The sequence below is a fragment of the Pseudomonas oleovorans subsp. oleovorans genome (assembly GCF_002197815.1).
In the GTDB taxonomy this organism is placed as follows: domain Bacteria; phylum Pseudomonadota; class Gammaproteobacteria; order Pseudomonadales; family Pseudomonadaceae; genus Aquipseudomonas; species Aquipseudomonas oleovorans.
Map to the genome: position 1 here is coordinate 1 of NZ_NIUB01000059.1, position 19259 is coordinate 19259.

At 63.4% G+C, this 19259-nt stretch carries 17 protein-coding genes and 2 pseudogenes; 7 read left to right on the forward strand and 12 right to left on the reverse strand.

Going from position 1 to position 19259, the window contains the following annotated elements; all coding sequences use genetic code 11:
• Positions 1-321 precede the first annotated feature (321 nt).
• The 8 genes and pseudogenes from recD to PSOLE_RS22315 form a co-directional block, all read right to left on the reverse strand.
• The gene (gene recD, locus PSOLE_RS22280; protein WP_074860948.1) at positions 322-2352 is read right to left on the reverse strand and encodes an exodeoxyribonuclease V subunit alpha; all 2031 of its coding nucleotides are present in this window, start codon (positions 2350-2352) and stop codon (positions 322-324) included.
• The gene (gene recB, locus PSOLE_RS22285; protein WP_074860954.1) at positions 2349-5978 is read right to left on the reverse strand and encodes an exodeoxyribonuclease V subunit beta; all 3630 of its coding nucleotides are present in this window, start codon (positions 5976-5978) and stop codon (positions 2349-2351) included. The genes recD and recB overlap by 4 nt, the downstream gene beginning before the upstream one ends.
• Complete coding sequence (gene recC / locus PSOLE_RS22290; RefSeq protein WP_074860956.1) at positions 5975-9388, reverse strand: exodeoxyribonuclease V subunit gamma; 3414 nt, start codon at positions 9386-9388, stop codon at positions 5975-5977. The genes recB and recC overlap by 4 nt, the downstream gene beginning before the upstream one ends.
• 158 nt (positions 9389-9546) lie before the next feature.
• The gene (locus PSOLE_RS22295) at positions 9547-9867 is read right to left on the reverse strand and encodes a ComEA family DNA-binding protein (RefSeq protein ID WP_003461577.1); all 321 of its coding nucleotides are present in this window, start codon (positions 9865-9867) and stop codon (positions 9547-9549) included.
• 237 nt (positions 9868-10104) lie between these two features.
• A pseudogene (locus tag PSOLE_RS22300) lies at positions 10105-10410 on the reverse strand (transposase); the annotation flags it as partial.
• 193 nt (positions 10411-10603) lie between these two features.
• Entirely contained in the window at positions 10604-11278 is a 675-nt protein-coding gene (locus PSOLE_RS22305) for a transmembrane anchor protein (protein WP_074860959.1), read from the reverse strand.
• An 11-nt stretch (positions 11279-11289) separates the two neighbouring features.
• Positions 11290-12027 carry a HupE/UreJ family protein gene (locus tag PSOLE_RS22310; protein ID WP_074860964.1) on the reverse strand — a complete coding sequence of 246 codons (738 nt, stop codon included), beginning with the start codon at positions 12025-12027 and terminating at the stop codon, positions 11290-11292.
• 46 nt (positions 12028-12073) lie between these two features.
• Positions 12074-12433: a hypothetical protein gene (locus PSOLE_RS22315; RefSeq protein WP_074860965.1), complete on the reverse strand. Its 360-nt coding sequence runs from the start codon at positions 12431-12433 to the stop codon at positions 12074-12076.
• A 112-nt stretch (positions 12434-12545) separates the two neighbouring features.
• Between PSOLE_RS22315 and PSOLE_RS22320 the strand changes: the two genes are divergently transcribed.
• The 6 genes from PSOLE_RS22320 (at position 12546) to PSOLE_RS24450 (ending at position 15692) form a co-directional block, all read left to right on the forward strand.
• Positions 12546-12833: a metal-sensing transcriptional repressor gene (locus tag PSOLE_RS22320; protein ID WP_074860967.1), complete on the forward strand. Its 288-nt coding sequence runs from the start codon at positions 12546-12548 to the stop codon at positions 12831-12833.
• Positions 12834-12839: 6 nt separating this feature from the next.
• Positions 12840-13943 carry a nickel/cobalt efflux transporter gene (locus tag PSOLE_RS22325; protein WP_074860973.1) on the forward strand — a complete coding sequence of 368 codons (1104 nt, stop codon included), beginning with the start codon at positions 12840-12842 and terminating at the stop codon, positions 13941-13943.
• A 1-nt stretch (position 13944) separates the two neighbouring features.
• Complete coding sequence (locus tag PSOLE_RS22330; RefSeq protein ID WP_074860976.1) at positions 13945-14385, forward strand: YqaA family protein; 441 nt, start codon at positions 13945-13947, stop codon at positions 14383-14385.
• The gene (locus PSOLE_RS22335; protein WP_074860978.1) at positions 14382-15089 is read left to right on the forward strand and encodes a TraX family protein; all 708 of its coding nucleotides are present in this window, start codon (positions 14382-14384) and stop codon (positions 15087-15089) included. Before PSOLE_RS22330 ends, PSOLE_RS22335 begins: the two co-directional genes overlap by 4 nt.
• A 60-nt stretch (positions 15090-15149) precedes the next feature.
• Entirely contained in the window at positions 15150-15359 is a 210-nt protein-coding gene (locus tag PSOLE_RS22340) for a hypothetical protein (protein ID WP_197709105.1), read from the forward strand.
• A gap of 102 nt (positions 15360-15461) precedes the next feature.
• Complete coding sequence (locus PSOLE_RS24450) at positions 15462-15692, forward strand: hypothetical protein (RefSeq protein ID WP_211098123.1); 231 nt, start codon at positions 15462-15464, stop codon at positions 15690-15692.
• A gap of 66 nt (positions 15693-15758) precedes the next feature.
• Here PSOLE_RS24450 and PSOLE_RS24180 read toward each other — a convergent pair whose 3' ends face one another.
• Entirely contained in the window at positions 15759-15983 is a 225-nt protein-coding gene (locus PSOLE_RS24180; RefSeq protein ID WP_074860981.1) for a hypothetical protein, read from the reverse strand.
• 140 nt (positions 15984-16123) lie between these two features.
• On the opposite strand from PSOLE_RS24180, the gene PSOLE_RS22355 reads away from it, so the two are divergent.
• Positions 16124-16573 carry a lysozyme gene (locus PSOLE_RS22355; RefSeq protein ID WP_074860984.1) on the forward strand — a complete coding sequence of 150 codons (450 nt, stop codon included), beginning with the start codon at positions 16124-16126 and terminating at the stop codon, positions 16571-16573.
• 87 nt (positions 16574-16660) lie between these two features.
• On the opposite strand, the gene PSOLE_RS22360 is transcribed toward PSOLE_RS22355, so the two are convergent.
• The 3 genes and pseudogenes from PSOLE_RS22360 to PSOLE_RS22370 all read right to left on the reverse strand — a co-directional run.
• Positions 16661-17815: a S1C family serine protease gene (locus PSOLE_RS22360; RefSeq protein WP_074860987.1), complete on the reverse strand. Its 1155-nt coding sequence runs from the start codon at positions 17813-17815 to the stop codon at positions 16661-16663.
• A 23-nt stretch (positions 17816-17838) separates the two neighbouring features.
• On the reverse strand, positions 17839-18804 hold the full coding sequence (locus PSOLE_RS22365; RefSeq protein ID WP_074860990.1) for a zinc metalloprotease HtpX: 966 nt from the start codon (positions 18802-18804) through the stop codon (positions 17839-17841).
• A 7-nt stretch (positions 18805-18811) separates the two neighbouring features.
• Positions 18812-19138, reverse strand: a pseudogene (locus PSOLE_RS22370) (phosphate-starvation-inducible PsiE family protein); the annotation flags it as partial.
• Positions 19139-19259: the final 121 nt, after the last annotated feature.

Consider the following 19259-nt stretch of genomic DNA (forward strand, 5'->3'; position numbering starts at 1 on the left):
AGAAACTTCTTTCTACTCAACCACTTGCGCCTTCGATCAGAACTTCTTCTCTCCAGCGGGAGGCGCATTCTACAGCGTTCAAAACCGCTGTCAACCACCTCTTTCAAACCGCTTTCGATCCATTCGATCGAAGCATCAACAGGATCAAACCACCACCCTGTCGACCGGTTCGCATTCTACACGCCTCACTTAGCTTTGCAAGCCCTTCATTCAACTTAACTTATTGATTAACAAGCAGTTTTTGAAGCGCTTCATCGCTGAAGTGGCGCGCATTCTACATCCAGCAGAATGCGCGTCAAGCTTTAATTGCAGTTTTGTTACTTACAGCGCGTCGAGCGCCTCACGCAGACCGCTACGCCGTTCCACACGTCGCTGTACCGCCTGCTCGAAGATGCCTGCGCGAGTTTCAATCAGGCTGAACCAGTGGCGAGCCCGCGTGATACCGGTATACACCAGCTCCTTGGTCAGCACTGGATTGAGGCTATCGGGCAGGATCAGCGCACAATGGGCGAACTCCGAGCCCTGCGACTTGTGCACCGTCATGGCGAACACCGTCTCCACCGCACTCAGACGACTAGGCAGGATATGTCGCAAGGCGCCGCTGCCGTCGTTGCGCGGGAACACAACGCGCAGCACCTCGCGTACAGGCGCACCTGGAAACTCAGGCGGCTCCGGCAGACGCAGCGCGATGCCAATATCGCCGTTCATCAGACCCAGGCTGTAGTCGTTGCGCGTTACCAGCACAGGTCGACCTTCATACCAGCCATGCGACTGCTCAAGCAGGCCCCGCTTTACCAGCGCTTCGGCAATACGTTCGTTGAGCGCTTCCACGCCCCATGCACCTTTACGAACCGCACAGAGCAGCTGGAACTGATCGAACGCTGCCAGGACGCGACCAGCCCAACGATCCCAGACCTGGGAGTCGGCATCTGGAGCAGGACGCTCCGCCAGCATCACCTGCAGATAATGCGCATACCCCTGCGGACGGGGCTCGCCGCCGCCCTGCCCCTCTATTAATAGTCGCTCCAGCGCACGATCCTGCTCACCTGACAAACGCAACACGTACAAATCATGTGCACCGGTTGCCAGAGTCGCGCGGGCCGACTGCGCATCACCCAGGTTCACCGCACGCGCCAGACGCCCGATACCCGAACCACTGCCGAAACGACGCGAGTGACGCAGCATGACGATATGCTGCGCCAGAGCCTTGTCACCGGGCACCAACACCGGATCTTCCAGCCGTTCGCCCGTCTGGCTTTCCAGCCAGGCACGCGTCGCCTCGCTGTAGCCACCGCTCTCCGCCTCTCGGCACAGGTCCCCCAGTACCGCACCGGCCTCCACCGACGCCAGTTGGTCCTTGTCGCCCAGCAGAATCAGACGCGCATGCGCCGGCAACGCGCCCAGCAGGCTGGCCATCATTTCCAGGTCGATCATCGAGGCTTCGTCGACCACCAGCACATCCAGTGGCAAGGGGTTGGCGGCATCGTGACGGAAATGACGGCTGCCAGGACGACTGCCCAGCAGGCGATGCAGCGTCGTCACCAGGGTTGGAATCTGCTCCCGCACTCGCTCGTCCAGCGCCAGCGACTGCACCTGCGCGCCGATGGATTCGGTCAGCCGCGCGGCCGCTTTGCCGGTGGGCGCCGCCAGACTCAGGCGCAGCGGCTCGCCAGTGGCCATGGCCGCCTCCTGCAACAGCGCTAGCAGACGCACCACTGTAGTCGTCTTGCCGGTTCCCGGCCCACCGGTAATCAGGGTAAAGCGCCCTTGCGCCGCCATGGCACAGGCCAGCTTCTGCCAGTCGGTGAGGCGCTGGCCGTCCACCACCAGCGGTTCGGGAAACAGTGAGGCCAGGCGTACGGCTAGATCGCTAGGCGCCGCATCACTCGACTGCAAGCGCCGAGCGATATCGCCAGCCACCTGACGTTCATAGTTCCAGTAGCGCCTCATATATAGACAGGCGCCGCTGAGCACCAACGGCGCCCCCTCGGACTCCAGCAGCGAACTGCCCGCACAGGCTGCCAGCCAGGACTCCAGGCTAAGCCCAGCCAGTACCTGGGACGGCAGGATCATCGCCTCTTGCGCATCCTCGCCTTCCGGCGGTAGGGACAGGGTGAAGTCCGGATTGGCCAGCGTGGCCGCCAGATCCAGGCAGACGTGCCCCTGACCCAGCTGGTGACTGGCCAGCGCGGCGCCGAGCAGGAGCAGCGGTGAAGCCTGCGGATCCAGTTCGGCGAACAACTGCACCAACGCCCGATCCAGCTCACGCAGCCAACCACGCTCGCTCCATATAGAAAGCAGGGCAAAGAGTTCGGCGCGATCACGCAGCACCGGTGCAAGCATCGTGCTCATGCTGCGCCCTCCTCGGCTTCATCCATGAACAGCACGTCCAGACGCTCGATCAACGCGCGCGGCGGTCGCGCCAAGTAGGCGCCTTGCTGCGGCGCCCGCAGGAACAGGTAGAGCGCGCCGCCCAAATGCCGGTCATAGTCGTAATCCGGCAGTCGCAGACGCAACTGCCGATGCAGGGCCAGCACATAGAGAACGTATTGCAAGTCATAGCGGTGGCTGGCGATGGCCACCTCCATCGCCTCACGGGTATAGGCACTATCGTCGCTGCCGAGCCAGTTGGACTTGTAATCCGCCACGTAGTAACGCCCCTGATGTTCGAATACCAGATCGATGAAACCCTTGAACATGCCATTGAGGGTGTCGGCCCGCAGCGGCTGCCTGGCCATGCCCGGCAATTCGTACTGCTGCACCCACTGATCCAGCAGCCTGACATCGACCCCACGTGCTTCGAACCAGAACTCCAGCTCGGGCTGATATTGCGTCAGTTGCGCCAGCACGACAGTATCCGTGCCATCCAGCGTTAGCGGCTGGCTCAGCAGCGCCAGCAGCCAGTCCTGCAGCGGATCGATCCAGCTTTCCAGACCACGCCGCTGGCAACGCCTGGCCAGCGCCTCGCGCAGCCTCAGTGGGGCCTGCACAAGCGCGGCGAAACCTTCCTGCGCCGCCATTTCCAGCAGGCCATGGAGGAAGGTGCCGGGATTCGGCCCGCGCGGGAAGCGATGCAGGCCCTGAGCGGATGCCGGCAGCGGCGCCAGCGCCAGCAACGGATCCTCATCATCGATGGCGTTCTGCATCGCCGGGCTGTCGGGCGCGGCGTCTTCGTGACGGCTGACCTGACTGGGGGCGTCCTCGTCCAGACGCAGTGCACTGTAGGAGGCAATCCACCAATGTTCGGCGGCGCGTCGTATCGGCGTGCGCCAGTGCGGCTCGAACTGTCCTTCTTCGATCATGCGATAACGCTGCTCACTGGCCGGCGGCACAGGCGACACGGCGCTATCGAGTCCGCTGGCGAACGGCGCGAGCCAGTTGGCAAGCTCGCCGCTGGCCGCCAGAGGCAATCCGCCCCCGAGCAGGTAGCCCAACGCCGATTCATGCAGGCGCGACTTCTTGCCGTTGCCGATCTTCAGATCCGCCACACCCAACCAGCAGGCATGACGCGCACGGGTCAGCGCCACATAGAGCAGGCGCAAGTCTTCACCCAGACGCTCACGCTCGGCGCGCTCCAGGCTGTCTTCATCGGCCTTGAGCACCAGGCGGCGGCATTCGCCGTCGTGAATCTGCAGCGGCTTCTTGTCATCCACCGGGCGGAAGGCGCAGATGAACGGCAGGAACACCAGGGGATACTCCAGGCCCTTGGATTTGTGGATGGTCACCACGCGCACCAGCGCTTCGTCACTCTCCAGGCGCAACACCTGCTCATCGGCAGCCTGCCCCTCGCCAGCCAGCAGCTCGCTCAAGTGCCGAATCAGCGCCAGCTCGCCATCAAGTTCAGCGGCAGCCTGCTGCAGCAGCTCAGCAAGATGCAACAGATTGGTCAGTACTCGCTCGCCATCGTCACGCCCCATCAGCCGTTGCGGCAGCTCGAAGTCTTGCAACAGTTGGCGCAGCATCGGCAGCACACCCTGGCGCTGCCAGCGCTGGCGATAGTCGCGGAACTGCATGACGCGGCGCTCCCAGGTGCGCTCGTCGAGATTGAGCTGCTCCAGCTCACTCAATGCCAGCCCCAACGTCGCGCTGGCCAGCGCTGCGCGTAGCGGCCGATCCTGATCCGGCTCGGCGCAGGCACGCAGCCACAGCAGCAGATCGCGTGCTTCCTGGGCGGCGAACACCGAGTCCTTGTCGGAGAGATAGACGCTACGCACACCGCGAGCCGACAGCTCGCCGCGAATGGCCTGTGCCTCGTTGAAGTCGCGCACCAGCACCGCGATGTCGCTGGGCCGCAGAGCACTGAGCGCACCCTCCTTGCTAAAGCCGGCCTGCCCGCGCTGGCCCAGATCCAGCAAACGCACGATCTCACTGGCTGCACCAGCCGCCATGGCATCCAGATAGGCGCCCTTGGCAACCGGCTCGTCGCTCGCCAGTTGCCACACCGTCATAGCGGGTTGCGCCTGGCCGTCGACACTCCAGACTTCGCGTCGACCTTGAGCGCCCACCTCGATAAAAGGCAGATCGTCGCGCAGCAGGAACGCTCCCTCGCCGCCTTCACGCTGTTCGGCGCGCAGGAAAACGCCATTGACGGCATCGACCATGGCCTGACTGGAGCGGAAGTTCTTTTCCAGGTTGTAGTGGCGCCCGGATGTCGCCCGGCGCGCACGCAGGTAGGTGTGGATATCGGCGCCACGGAAGGAATAGATGGCCTGCTTGGGGTCGCCGATCATGAACAGGCCGCAGTCGTCGCGATTAACCTCGACTTCGTAGAGCGTATCGAAGATGCGGTACTGCAGCGGGTCGGTGTCCTGGAACTCGTCGATCATCGCCACCGGGAACTGGCGGCGGATCACCTCGGCCAGGCGCGGACCGTTGCTGCCTTGCAGGGCAGCGTCCAAACGCACAAGCATGTCATCGAAGCCCATCTCCGCGCGCTGGCGTTTCTCCCAATCGAAGCGCTGGCGAACCCAAGCCGCCGCGTGGCGCAAAGCCGCATCAGCGGGGTCCGGCAGCGCATCGAGTTGCGCCTTGAGCAAAGCCATCGCGTCCAGCGCGGGATGATCAGGCGCCTTGCCCTTCCAGGCTTCGGCCAGGCCATTGGGGGTCAGGCGAGTGAAGCCTGTGCCCAGGTCGAGACGCAACTCTTCGCCGCCAGCCCACTCGCGTAACTTGGCCAACCAGGGGTTGTAAAAGCGCGCCTGGATTTTCTTGCCGTCCACCTGCTTGGCCGCCACCGCTGCATCGAGCAACAACTGCAGCTCATCGACCCAGGCCAGCCAGGGCCCCTTGAGTTCGGCCAGTGCCTGCTCGCGCTGCAGCAGCGCACCATCGAGCAGTTCGCCCAGCGCTTGCGTTGCGATCTCCCCCTCTTCGCCCAACAACGGTCGCAGCCTGGTACCCAGCCCTGCAGGCGTCTCCCAGACACTTGCAACCCATTGCAACGCCGCGCCCTGCAACGGATAGCAGTGTTGACGCCAGTAGTCGCGCACCACCTCGGCCAGTAGCTCGCTGTGGTCGGTCTCCAGGGTCTGGCTGAACAGGCTTCCGCTGTCGAAGGCATGCTCGCGCAGCATGCGCTGGCACCAGCCGTGGATGGTGGACACCGCAGCCTCGTCCATCCACTGCGCCGCCAGCTCAAGGCGGCGGGCACATTCGTCCCACTGCGTCTGCGCGAAGTCACTGCGCAACTCACGCAGCAGATCATCGCCTTGGGCATCGCCACGAAATACGGTCGCGGCTTCGACCAGGCGCGCGCGAATCCGGTCGCGCAATTCGCGCGTAGCCGCGTCGGTGAAGGTCACCACCAGAATCTGCGGCGGCAGCAGGGGCTCGCGGAACGCGGCGGCGCCGCCGTGACCGAGGATCAGCCGCAGGTAGAGCGCGGAGATGGTGAAGGTCTTGCCCGTGCCGGCACTGGCCTCGATCAGACGGCTGCCGTGCAGGGGAAACTTCAGGGCCAGAGGGCGCTGTTGATTCATGCTGCGTCCTCTTCGAGCGCCTGGGGATGACTATCGAGCAGCGGCTGGTAGAGCCGCTCGCTCCAAAGCGCGAACTGACCATCGGCAGTGAGCGCGTCGTAGTCCGGGAACTGCCTGGCCAGGCTGGCGCTACTCTGGACTTCGCCGGCGAGGTTGTAGCTGCCCTCGTAGACGCTGCGAGCTTTGTCCTCGTTGCTGTCCTGCAACCAGACCAGCGAGGTTTTCAATGCAACCGGCAACGGCGCCTGCATACCGGCACTCCAGGCTTCCAGCCAGACCGTCAGAATGCGCGCGGCATGCTCGCTCGGTACGGGTTCGAAGGCCAGACTGCGATCCTCGCCGACCAGCAGCGTGGTCAGCGGCACGCCGCAGGCAGCGGCGATGACGTGCAGCACGTAGGGGCGCAGTAGGCGATGCCACTTCCAGCACTTGTCCTTGTATAACGCACCCGGCAGCAGCTCCAGGCGCGCCAGGCCGCCATCGGCTTTCTGCCGCAGCCCGGCAAGCCAGCCGTCAAGCTGCACACCGCCTGCGGCGAAAGTCACGCGCTGCGGTGACTCCAGCAGGGTTGGCCAGCACAGGCAAAGCCCCTGGTAGCGCTGCACCTGCGTCGGCAGCGGTTCCAGCAGGGCGTTGCGGTACAGCTCGCCGAAACCGGCCAACGGCAGCACGCCGCTACGCTGCAGACGGTCGGCTGCCGACCTCAGCGCATTGTCGCTGTCCCCGGCGCCTGCGACCGCCGCCTTGAGCAAGGCTTCCTGCAACTGGTAGCGCTGCAGGCCGTCGAGGTCGAACGGCTCGCTGTCGAGTTGCGCTTGCTCTTGTTCATCGAGAAACACCTTGAGGCGGCGAGTGAAGAAACACTTCACCGGATCGCGCAGGAACGACTGCAACAGCTCGGGCGTGAGCTGTTGTCCCTCCTCCCAGCCGGGCAAGGGCGCAGCATTCTCGCGAGTCGAGACCTGGCCATGCAGAGCTGCCCACTCGTGGGCATAGCTGAACAGCTGCCCCTCGCCCTCGAAGTAGCGGCGGCTAAACGGTTGCAAGGGGTGCTCGGTGGTCAGGCCATGCAGCAGGTCGCCGCCACCGACCAGCGTCCAGGCGCTAGCAAGATGGTCACGCAGTTGGCCGACCAGCACGGACGGCGGGCGCTCACTGTTATCGCGAATGCTGCGCCCTACCCAGCTGATATAGAGGCGATCACGCGCTGCCAACAAGGCTTCCAGCAGCAGATAGCGATCATCCTCGCGGCGTGAGCGGTCACCGGGGCGGTAATCGCCAGCCATCAGGTCGAAATCCAGCGGCGCCTGGCTGCGCGGATAGTCGCCATCGTTCATGCCCAGCAGGCAGACCTGGCGGAACGGAATCGCGCGCATTGGCATCAGGGTGCAGAAATTCACCGCACCGGCGAGAAAACGCTGACTCAGCCTCCCCTGATCGAGCCCGCCCAGCCAGGCTTCGCGCACCACCGGCAGGGTCAGCGCTTCTTCCAGCGTCGCCGCCTCGCACAGCTCCAGCCAGGCATCCAGCGCATCGAGCAGTTGGGTCGTCAGCACCTCTTCACGGTCGCTCTGCGGCTGAAAGAAGTCGTCGAGCAAACTGCGCAGGCGCTCGCCCCACTGCACCGGCGTGGCCGGCTCGCGCAACTGCTGCAAATGCCGGTCGAGGCTTTCCAGCAGGCGCGTCACCGGGCCGATCAGCGCAGCATCGAGCCCGCCGATCTCGTCGTACGGCTCGATGCCGGCGAAGGCGTCGCCCGTACCCACTGCGTAGCCCAGCAGCATGCGCCGCAGGCCGAAACGCCAGGTGTTCTGTTCCAGATTCTGGCCCAGACCCAGCGCTTGCCGCTGACTCGAATCCAGCCCCCAGCGCACACCGGCACCCTCCAGCCAGCGGCGCAGGGTGGGCAATTGATCCTCGGTGATGGCGAAGCGCTGACGCAACGCGGCGACATCCAGCAGATCGAGTATCTCGCTAACGCTGAAGCGGCTGTCCGGCAGGCGCAGCAAATGCTCCAGTGCGATGATCATCGGCTCCTTGCCGCGCAGTCCCTGATCGGCCAGGGTGAAGGGAATGAAACGCGGGTCGTCACTGGCGAACTGGCCGAACACTGCCTGGATATGCGGTGCGTAGGCATTGACGTCCGGCACCATGACGATCACGTCGCGCGGCCTTAGCGTGGCGTCCTCGCTGAAACTGGCCAGCAACTGATCGTGGAGAATTTCCACTTCGCGCTGAGCACTGTGGGCGATATGAAAACGCAACGAATGATCACGTTTCGGGTCGACCGGCGGCCAGGTGCTGCGCGTTTCCGCCAGCGGACGCAGGTCGAGGATGTCGTTCTGCAACTGGCCGAGCAGGCAGCTCTCACTGGCCGGGCTGAACAGGTCGATGCGTTCAAACTGCTCGCGGTAACGCTGCGGCTCGTCGTACTGATCCAGCAGGTTGATGTAGTCACGCCCCTGCTTGCCCCAGGCAGCGAGCAGCGGCTGCCCGTGCTGGTGCATGTCCTCCTGCTCGAATAGACCGATCTGCGCGCCTGGCCTGCCCTTGCGCTGCTGCCGGCGGTACTCGTGGCGCAGCAGATCCTTGTCTTCGACGATATCGCCCCAGTGGTGCTGACAGGGGTTGTGCACATAGAGCATGACCTGGCTGAAACGCGCCATGGCCGCCAGCGCTTCCAGCACCTGGGCCGGCAATGAGGAAATACCGAAAACGGTGATGCGCCGGGGCAGTCCGGGCGGCGCTGCATCCAGTTCGCCCATACGGGCGACGAAGCGCGGATGCACGCCGGCGCGACTTTCGGCCAGGTGCTGCGCGCCGACATCCGCCAGCAAGGCGCGCCACAGCGCGGGTTGCCAGCGCGAATCGCCCTCCAGTGGCCGCTCACCACCGCGCGAGGTGCGCAAGCGGTCTTGTCCGCCGGCCCAGTCCGCCAGCCAGTCGGCACGGTAGACCTGATATTGGTCGAACAGATCGGCCAGGCGCTCGGCCAGTTGGTGGCGCTTGCGCAGATCCTGGTCATCGGCGAGAAAGCGGCGCAAGGGCGCAAACGCCTCCTCGGCCAGCAGGCCCGGCAACAGGCGCATCAGGCGCCAGGTCAGCGGCGCCTTGTCCAAAGGCGATTGCTGCGGGATCGCGTCCTTGCCCAGCACGTTGCGGTACGCCTGCCAGAGAAAGCGCGCCGGCAGGTCAACGTCCAGCGCCGCCGCGATGCCACAGCCGTCACGCTCGGCCAACGCCAGCTTGAGCCACTGGGCGATGCCGTTGCTCTGCACCAGCAGCACCTCATTTTCCAGCGGCCGCAATGGATAGCGCCGCATCCACTGCACCGCCAGCGCACGCAGCTCTTCGAGGTGGTTACCGTGGATGACGATAAGGCCGGGGGACAGCTCCGGACTGGCGGGCATCGACTGACTCCTGTCTAAAATCGAAGCGCAAGTTTGCCAGCATTTACTGAAGAGGTGAGTCTTTGGCCGGCTTTCACGACCGTTTGAGGCTTTTTGAGCAGGCTCAAACAACAAGAAGGCCGGTCAGTGACCGGCCTTGATGGCGAGACCTGCAGTCGTCAGTCGACTACCAGTTTGTCGCGATTCTTATTCAGAGTCGCCTCACCAATACCCTTGACCTCAAGCAGTTCGTCAACAGACGCAAAACTGCCATGAGCCTCACGATAGGCCACGATTGCCTGAGCTTTGGTTGCACCGATACCCGCCAGCTCACGCTGGAGCGTCTCTGCATCAGCAGTATTGAGATTGACGGTTACAGCCTGAGCGACTTGCTCAGAGGTCGCTTCGCCAGCCTCGGCATTTCCAGTGTCGACTGCGGATACAGCGAAGGAGAAAGAGGCAAGAAGCGCAAAGAGAACAGAAGAGAGGTAGTTTTTCATGGTTTAACGTTCCATGTAGGTGAGTGAGACGAGCACGTTAGGCTCATTTTTCAACCTAGACGCTAATTCTCTACTGTCAAATCCACACTCACGACCTGAAGCCGAAGACTTCGGACAGACGGGATAACGGCAGCCTCACCAGTCACTAGCCGGCCGCCGAGCTGGGCAAACTGATCGATGAAGCCAACAGGATTTCGGCTACCGGCTCCCTGAAAATCAGTACTCGTCAGAAGTAGAATTTTCACCTAGGGTCTCATCGTTGCCACTGGTAGCGCCTGCACTGTGTTGGTGAGCCTTGGCATAGCTGCCATCAATGAACACCCATTCCATGTCGGGCTGCGCCACAAGCTCCTTGAAAACCTTGAGCCATTTTCCAGTTGCGGGCCACACATTGAAGCGTTTATAGACCTTATTCCAGTTCCCGAACGCTTCGGGGAGGTCTCTCTAGGGGCATCCCGTGCGCATGCGTTACAGCATGCCCTCCACGGTCATTCGTAGATCACGCTTGTTGTAGATGGCCTTGCGCAGCAGAATTTCCCGCAGCTTCGATCAATGCTCATCACTGAGCAATAATCGGGGCATTGCAAACTCATATCGATGTTGTGTCAGAGCTTCAACGATACAAGTTTTCTCTTACATATCAACTGGTTAGCGCAAAACTGCAACAACCCCTGGATCAATGGAGCACGCAGGCAGAAAGTAGCGGGAACAGAGGCTCACTGCTCCCGCTGAACCATCAGATCACCCGCTTGATGGCAATATAATTACCCTCGGTACGCAGCGTGACAGTGACCGGTTTGCTGGTGCGGTTGCGCCAGAACCAGCCGTGCTTGCCGTCGAAGGCGGCCTCCAGGACGCCATGGTCTTCCGGCGTGGCGCGCCCCTTGCCGTAACCGTGGTAGAACTCGCGCGGCGCGTTGTAGGGGTCGCCGTGGGTGTCGTAGTTCACCAGGCCGCCGTTGGCCGTCCAGAAGTAGTTCACCTTGCTGCCCTTGAGCATCTCCAGCTTGATCTCGGCGCCTTGGCCGGGAGCCAGGGCAATGCTCATTTCATGCTGCTGCCCCTCGGCCTCGACTACCGCAGGCGTTGCCACGGCTGGGGCCGTCGCCTCGGCGGCTGTGCTGACGGCAGGTTGCGGGGCCGCTTGAGGTACCGACTGGGGCGCCGCCGGAGCCGCAACTACAGGCGTCGCAGCATCGGCTGCAGCTTCTGTGGCCAGTTGCTGTTTGACCTCGCCCATCTGGGTCAGCCCCAGCATGCGACCGGCGCCAGTGGGATCGATGGCGTATTCCGAGGGCATGACCACGGTGACGAGCAGGACAATGGCGGCGATCAGTGCAATCACGGTCGAGCGCAGCAGTTGCTGGCTGCTCGGCAGTTCGTTGAGGGTTGGGATCTTGCTGTTGAACATGGCGAAATTCCTTACTGTGAGACGATCAAGCCGGTGAGCTGGTAACCCATCAACAGGAAACCGGCGCTCATCATCGCGACGTTGGCGGTGTAGGCGTGGCGCCAGAAGCTGGCGGTACGCCGCCAGTAGCCCATCAGAATGAGAATGCTGCCGAGCGCCAGAAGCTGGCCGATCTCCACGCCTACGTTGAAGGCGATCAAGTTGGCGATAAGGCCATCGGATGAAATCTCGTACTCCTGGATCTTGGTGGCCAGACCGAAGCCGTGCAGCAGGCCGAAGATCAGCGTGGCTGCGCGGGTGTCCGGCTGGTAGCCGAACCAGCGCTGGAAGGCCCCCAGGTTGTCGAGCGCCTTGTACACCACCGAAAAGCCGATGATGGCGTCGATCACGTAGGCACTGATGCCGATGTCCGCCAGCACCCCGAGGAGCAGGGTGACCGAGTGGCCGACGGCGAACAGGGTGACGTAGAGCCCCACGTCCTTCAGACGGTAGAGAAAGAAGATCACGCCGAACAGGAACAGCAGGTGGTCGTAACCGGTGATCATGTGCTTGGCGCCCATGTACACGAACGGCATCAACATCACCCCGGTGCTTTCCTGGATGAAGCCCTTGTCGCCCTCGGCGACGCCGTGGGCCAGCGCATCGGGCATACCGAGAAAGAACAGGGCGGTAAGCAGTAGCAATAATGGTAGCGAGCGGTGCGGACGCAGGTGGCCTGCGTCCATGCCGCGCATGGATAGCGAATGCATGGAGAAATCCTAGGTTGCAGTGGTCTTGGGCCGCACAGCGGCCTGTTCAGAACACCAAACCAGGGCGTGGTGGCCGTTCGATCAGGTAGATCGGGCTGGCGGGAATCGAGTAGCCGGGGCTTTCCAGCAGCAGCTTACGCTCCGGCTGCGTGGCAATGTTCAGCCCAGTGCTCAGGTGCGGTGTTTCATGCACGTGGTCAGCCGTCAGCGGCGAGTGGTAATGATCCGCACAGACCGCACAGGCAAACGCACCGTCGCCATGGCTGTGCGCATGCACATCCTGGTTGTCGCTCCAGGTCGGCGGGCTCGCCCCCACTAACAGCGCAGACGCATGCCCGGCCCAGGCCATCAGGATGGCGAGAGCGAGGGCGAAGATCACCTTGGCGCTGATGGGTTTGCTGAGCATGGATCGCCGCTTCGATAGCTGGGCCGTGTGATTGAGGGGGGGCAGCCGTTTGACCATATCCCCCCCAGGGGGATAGGATACTGCGGTGATTATCCTTGCACGAGGTCTGGCGATGAGCAAGCACAAACACGAGCATCAGCACCAAAGTCATACGGAAATCATCAAAAGGCTGAAACGTGCCGAGGGCCATCTGCGCAGCATCGTCGCCATGATCGAGGACGGTCGCGCCTGTGTGGACATCGCCCAGCAACTGCACGCGGTCGAGAAAGCGGTCTGCCAGGCCAAGCGCACGCTGATCCAGGACCACATCGACCACTGCCTGGAACACACGGTCGGCGCCCTTACCAAGGGTGAGCGGGCGCCACTGGAAGAGTTCAAGCAGATCACCAAATACCTCTGAGCCCCCATGTCGACCTTCGCCGAGTTGTTGCAGCAAGGGGCCGCACAGGCCTGGCTGTATGTCCCCACCGCCATCCTGCTCGGGGCCCTGCATGGCCTGGAACCCGGGCACTCGAAGACCATGATGGCGGCCTTCATCGTGGCCATTCGCGGCACGGTGCGTCAGGCCGTCCTGCTTGGCCTGGCGGCCACTGCCTCGCACACCGCCGTGGTCTGGCTGGTGGCGATCGGCGGCATGTACCTGGGGCAGCACCTCGACGCCCAGACCACCGAACCCTACTTCCAACTCGCCTCGGCCGTGTTCATCGTTACCATCGCGCTGTGGATGCTCTGGCGCACCTGGAGTGGCGAGCAAATGTGGCGCTTCGAGAAAGAGCAGCACCATCACGACGAACGCCAGCACATCGATACCGGACACGGCCGCGTCGAACTGTCGATCCACGAGCAGGACGCGCCGCCGCGCTGGCGTCTGCGTGTGCTGAGCGGGCATGCCTGGCCCGCCGGGGACGTCAGTCTGCTCACCACCCGCAGCGACGGACAGATGCAGGAGTTCCGCTTCGTCACCCAGGACGGCTATCTGCAGTCGCTGGATGCGATTCCCGAGCCGCATGAGTTCACCGCGCGCCTGCGCCTCGGCCACGCCGGACACGCCCACGAGTACGACCTGGAGTTCCATGAACACGACCACGCCCATTCGCAGCTGGAGGGTCTGGAGCTGTCGCTGGAGGGGTACCAGGATGCTCACGAGCGGGCCCACGCCAACGACATTCGCCGTCGTTTCGCCAGCCGCAACGTCAGCACCGGCCAGGTGATCCTGTTCGGCCTGACCGGCGGGCTGATTCCCTGCCCTGCGGCCATCACCGTGCTGCTGCTCTGCCTGCAGGTCAAGGAGGTGACGCTGGGTGCGGTTCTGGTACTCAGCTTCAGCGTCGGCCTGGCGCTGACCCTGGTCGCGGTCGGCGTCGCCGCCGCCGTCGGCACGCGACACGCCTCCAACCGCTGGCCCTGGCTCGGCGTGGTGGCGCGCCGCGCGCCCTACCTGTCCGGCCTGCTGATCATCGCCGTGGGCATCTATGTCGGCCTGCATGGCTGGGCCGGACTGAGCGCCTGAGGTGTGGGATTTATCCGCCTATCTGGGGTTGTTCGTTGCGGCCTTCAGTGCCGCCACCCTGCTGCCGATGCAGTCGGAGGCGGTGCTGGTCGGCCTGCTGCTGGCCACTGAACAGCCACCTGCCCTGTTGCTCCTGGTGGCCACGACCGGCAACGTACTGGGCTCGACTGCCAACTGGCTGCTCGGCCGCTATATCGAACACCTTCGCCACAGACGCTGGTTTCCGGTGCCGGAAGACAAACTGCAGCGCACCTGGCAGGCCTACCAGCGGTATGGACGCTGGTCCCTGCTGCTGAGCTGGGTGCCGATCATCGGCGATCCACTGACCGTGATCGCCGGCGTCCTGCGCGAGCCGTTCTGGAGTTTCCTGCTGATCGTGCTGGTGGCCAAGGCGGGGCGCTACCTGGTGCTGGCGGTGCTGACGCTGGGAGTCATGGGATGAGACGGGATGCGGGGCTCGACCTGGTCAAGTGGCTGGCCATGCTCAGCATGCTGCTCGACCACCTGCGCTACCTGTGGCCGGACGCCTATGGCCTGTTCGTCGTCGGCCGCCTGGCATTCCCGCTGTTTTGCCTGGGCATCGCCGCCAACGTGGCCAGAACCCGCCCCGGCGAGCTGTTCAGCGAGGGCAACGCGCGCTACCTCGGCTGGCTGCTGGTGTTCTCCCTGCTGTCGGAGCTGCCCTATCGCCTGCTGTCGCCGGAAAGCGCGACGCTCAACGTGATGCCAACCCTACTGCTGGGGCTGATGGTCGCCTGGGGCGTCCACCATGGCGAGCGCACCAGCCTGCTGCTGGCAGCGGCGACGGTGCTGATCGCCACCCTGCTGCATCAGCAACTGATGTACGGCGTACTCGGCGTCCTGTTGCCGGCCGCCTTTGTCCAAGGGCTGAAGGGGTTGCGCTGGTGGTGGTTGCCTGCCGCCCTGGCGGTGCTGGCCAACGGCCGCAACCGCTGGTTTGCCGAGCTGGGCCTGGTGGCGGATACCCTGGCGTCGTTCGCGATGGCCTGTGCGGCTGCGCTGCTGGGGCTCTACCTGTTGCATCGAGCCCTGCCGTTGAAGATCTGGCCCGTCGGCCGCTGGGGCTACCTGTTCTATCCGGGGCACCTGCTGGCGCTGCATGTGCTGCGTAGCGCCATGCCCTGAGCGCCACCGAAGCCCGCCAAGACCGGCCGCCTCACAGCGCTGGCGGCCAATCGCAACAACGTGCTGGTTCGTACTGAGACGGGGCAGCTCGGCACCGCCTGCATCTGGACGGCAGCAGTGGCCGCGCTGGATGCCGGTGCGCCGGGCGACCGCATCACGGTGGAGATCAGTGGCGAGCGCGATGGTTTGAGTAGCTGGCAGCCGCAGGTGCGGGTCATGGATCGCGCGGGCTACGGCCTGCGCTGGGGACAGTATTGGGGAGGTGTGTGATGGCCGCGCATAGATGCTCATCTGCTCATCCTGAACGGGCTTGTCGAATGGCGCGAGACCTACATCGCCAGCCTCGAGGAGGTACCGATCCAGCTGTACGTTTTGCCCGGCATTCCGGGGCGTATCGGCGAGGCACGCGCGGCAGGCTATGCACAAGGTACGCAGCCGCTGGTGCCCTTTGTCGATCCCAACGATCTGTATGACGCCAGTGCCTTCGGTCATTGCAATTGCGGTCTCCAGAAATACGAAACCCGCCTCGTGGGCGGGTTTCTGGTGGGTACGAAGATGGGAAATCAGATGGCGATGCCTGCGCTCCAGCCGGTGGACTTGTAGGCCGAGAGCTTGGTCTCGTCCTCGATGTAGCAAAGCCAGCCGCTCTCGCCGAGCGTCCAGCCGTAATTAAGTCCAAGGTTCGAGCACGGCTTCCACGGCAGATCGGCGCATTACGATCAGGCCGTGCACGTGGCTGGCGCTGTTAGTGTGTTGCCAACGGCTGTAGGCCAGACGCCGCACGGCGATGTCCTGGCCGTTTTCGTCGGTCAGTGCTTCGTCGGTGTACTGCGCAGCCAAGACGGCGGCATTCGCAGCAGGCGTGACCGCAGGAGCTGGCTGGGAAACGGCCATCCTGCACGCATGGACGGAGGCCGACCAGGCGCTTTGGGCAGGAGTGCTGAACTTCTGGTTCCTCGGGCGGGTGTTCGACTGGGTGAGGGCATGACCTCAGGAGTGATCGCCGTGCTGCAGGCGGTCATCGGCCGGATGGCTTGGAATCCGCAGCCATCGATCTGGCCAAGCGCTTCGAAGGCTTCCACCGCGTGCCGAAGAACGATCTTGGCCGCACGCATCCCTACGTCTGCCCGGCAGGCTACTGGACCATCGGCTACGGCCCCCTCTGCGATCCGAAGCACCCGCCGATCACGGAGGCCGAGGCGGAACGCTATCTGGCGAAAGACCTGAAGGTCGCGCTGACCGCCACGCCACGCTACTGCCCGGTGCTGGCCACGGAGCCAGAGGGGCGGTTAGCAGCCATTGTGGATTTCACCTTCAACCTTGGGGCTGGACGGCTGCAAACATCTACGCTAAGTCGTCGAGTCAACCAGCGGGACTGGGTAAGTGCCGCGACGGAACTAAGGCCCTGGGCCTATGGTGGCGGCAAAGTGCCGCCGGGACTCTTCGCGCGACGAGAGGCTGAAATTTCCTTACTGGGCACCTAAGTGTAGGGCATCGAGTTTCTGCGGCGCGAATGCTTCATGCATCCCATCGTTATTCTTTGCCAATCCCCAAATGTCCTCAACTCCAGATCAGATGCCAGGTTGCAACTCCACGCGCACCTCCCGTAGCTTACCGGCCCGCTCAACCGACAAGACCACCACATCTCCTACCTTTCGGTCGTCAAGCCGTGCGAGCAGCTTGGCGACATCGTCGACGGGAGCGCCATCCATGCCTGTGATGCGGTCTCCCGGCACGATGCCTTCGGGGCCCACGGTGACACCGTTCAGCCCCGCCTTTTGCGCCGCTGAGCCTGGGGCGACGCGGAGCACAAACACGCCTTGGGTGCCGGTCAGCGCCTGCAATCGGCGGTTGAGCTGCTCGTCTACCTCAATCCCAAGCGCCGGGCGGATGTATTTGCCGGTCTTGATGAGTTGTGGCACCACGCGCATGACCGTGTCTACCGGCACGGCGAAGCCGATCCCTGCCGATGCGCCGGAAGGGCTGTAGATTGCTGTGTTGATGCCGATCAGGCGGCCGGCCGAATCGAGCAACGGCCCCCCCGAGTTGCCGGGGTTGATGGCGGCATCGGTTTGAATCAGGTGTTCGATGGTCACTCCGCCAGATTCCCCGGGCAGCGATCGATCGAGCGCGGACACGATGCCGCTGGTGAGTGTCCAATCCAGACCGAAGGGGTTGCCGATGGCGAACACCTTTTGTCCCACCTTGAGGTCTGCGCTGGTGCCGACCGGAACGGCGGGCGGGCGCTGGAAACCGACGCCGATTTTGAGCACCGCGATATCGTGGGCCGGACTCACGCCGACCAGCGCGGCTTGGTAATCGCGGCCGTCGGCCAGTTTGACCGTGGCCTCCGACGCCCCCTGGATCACATGAAAGTTGGTAACGACGTGACCGGCGTCATCCCAGATGAAACCCGAACCCGTCCCGCGCGGCACGGAAAAGACGTTGCGCGTCCAGGCATCGCGCACCAGTTGGGACGTCGTGATGTAGACCACCGATGCTCGGGATTTCTCGAACAGTTCGATGGTGGCCTTTTCATCAGCGGCCAGATCGCCACGCGGCGTGACGGTGCGCTCAGCGGCTTCGCGCGGACTGAACCAGGCCTCGATGGCGGGCAGGAACTGCCAGAACAACATGAGTGCGGCAACGCACGCGGTGATGAAGAGCCACCGCCGGACGAATTGATCCGGAGCTGGGCGTTGTGGGTAAGGATCGGGGTAAGCCATGACGGGGGTTCCTTTCGAGTGATTTAGCGCCAAAGGCCGCTCAGGCCCCTGCGTGGTGGGCGCATCGGGGCGAACGACCTTGGCACGAGATATTCCGTTTGGAACGGCAGGGTCTGCGATGGCTGAGGCGCCAACGCCATCAGGCGCGCGATACGATCCTCTGTCGTCGGATGCGTGCGCAACCAGGACGGTTCGGGATTGCCCCAACCGGGCAACATCCAGGCGCGCCACGAGCGGCTCACCCGCTCGATCTTTGCCAGCGCCGAGGCGAGCCCGTGCGGATCCCCCGTCAGCTCTACGGCCATCCGGTCGGCATCGAACTCGCGCACGCGTGACAGGCCCAACTGCGCGAGCAGTGCCAGTTGCGGCGAAGCGGCCAACAGCAGTAAGCCAAGCCAGTTAATTTCTACGGCACCGGCCAACAGCACCGGCATGCTGATCAGGAGCGTAATCTGACCCAGCAATGCCAGCAGGCTCGTGAGCCGGCTGATCGAATCAGCCAGGCCCATGACACGCAGATCGTCTTGAGCGATGTGTGCAACCTCATGCGCCAGCACGGCTTGCAGTTCCCGGATACTCAGGCTGCGGAGCAGGCCATCAGTGAGGGCAATGGAGGCATGACGTCGCGAACCAGTAGCAAAAGCGTTGACGATGCCGCTGGGCACATAGTGGGGAACTGGCGTATTCGGCAATCCGGCGCGCGCGGCCAACTCCCGCAACAGCGACCAAATTGCGGGGGCTTCCTGGTAATGCAAGAGACGGGCGCCATAGAGTCGCAAGGTCATCGCGGAGGCGGCGACAGGTTCGATCAGCAGGGTCAATGCGCAGCTTGCCAGTGCTAGCCAAAGGCCAATCTCGCCGAACAGCAGACTGCCAGCGGTAGCCGCGATCCCCACCAGGGTCAAAACCAGCAGTACGGTTTGAAAGCGATTGAGCCAGCGGTGCCTCGACCTGGCATCGTGTCGGCCGGCTAGACCAAAAAGGGCCATGGTCCAATTACTCGCTCTTCCGGTCGTCGCGTTCACGCATGAGCCAATAAGTCAGCCCCAACGCCAGTACCGTCCCCGCCAGCACGGCCACTTTGGCAGGAGCAATGTCAGGTTCGGGGATGATGAGCTTGCGGGCCAGTGCCAGGATCGCGATCAGAATGACGGTCTTGACCTGGATGATGCTTTCCTTGCGCAAAGCCACTTTGACGATCGAATGCTTGAATTCCATCGCGATCAGCAGCGTCATGGTGGCCCCGAACACCAGCTGGAAAACCTCATGATCCAGTGGATTCAGCGCATCCATGACGAGCATCGTGAAGACGAGCCGACTCAACAACCACCGACTGAAGTCGGTGGGTTAGTGACTTACGGACTGAAAGTCCGGATACGCGTCGACTGAACGACGCGTCGGATCAGTCAGGCTCCATCCTGAAATTATCGTTCGGGCTCGGCTC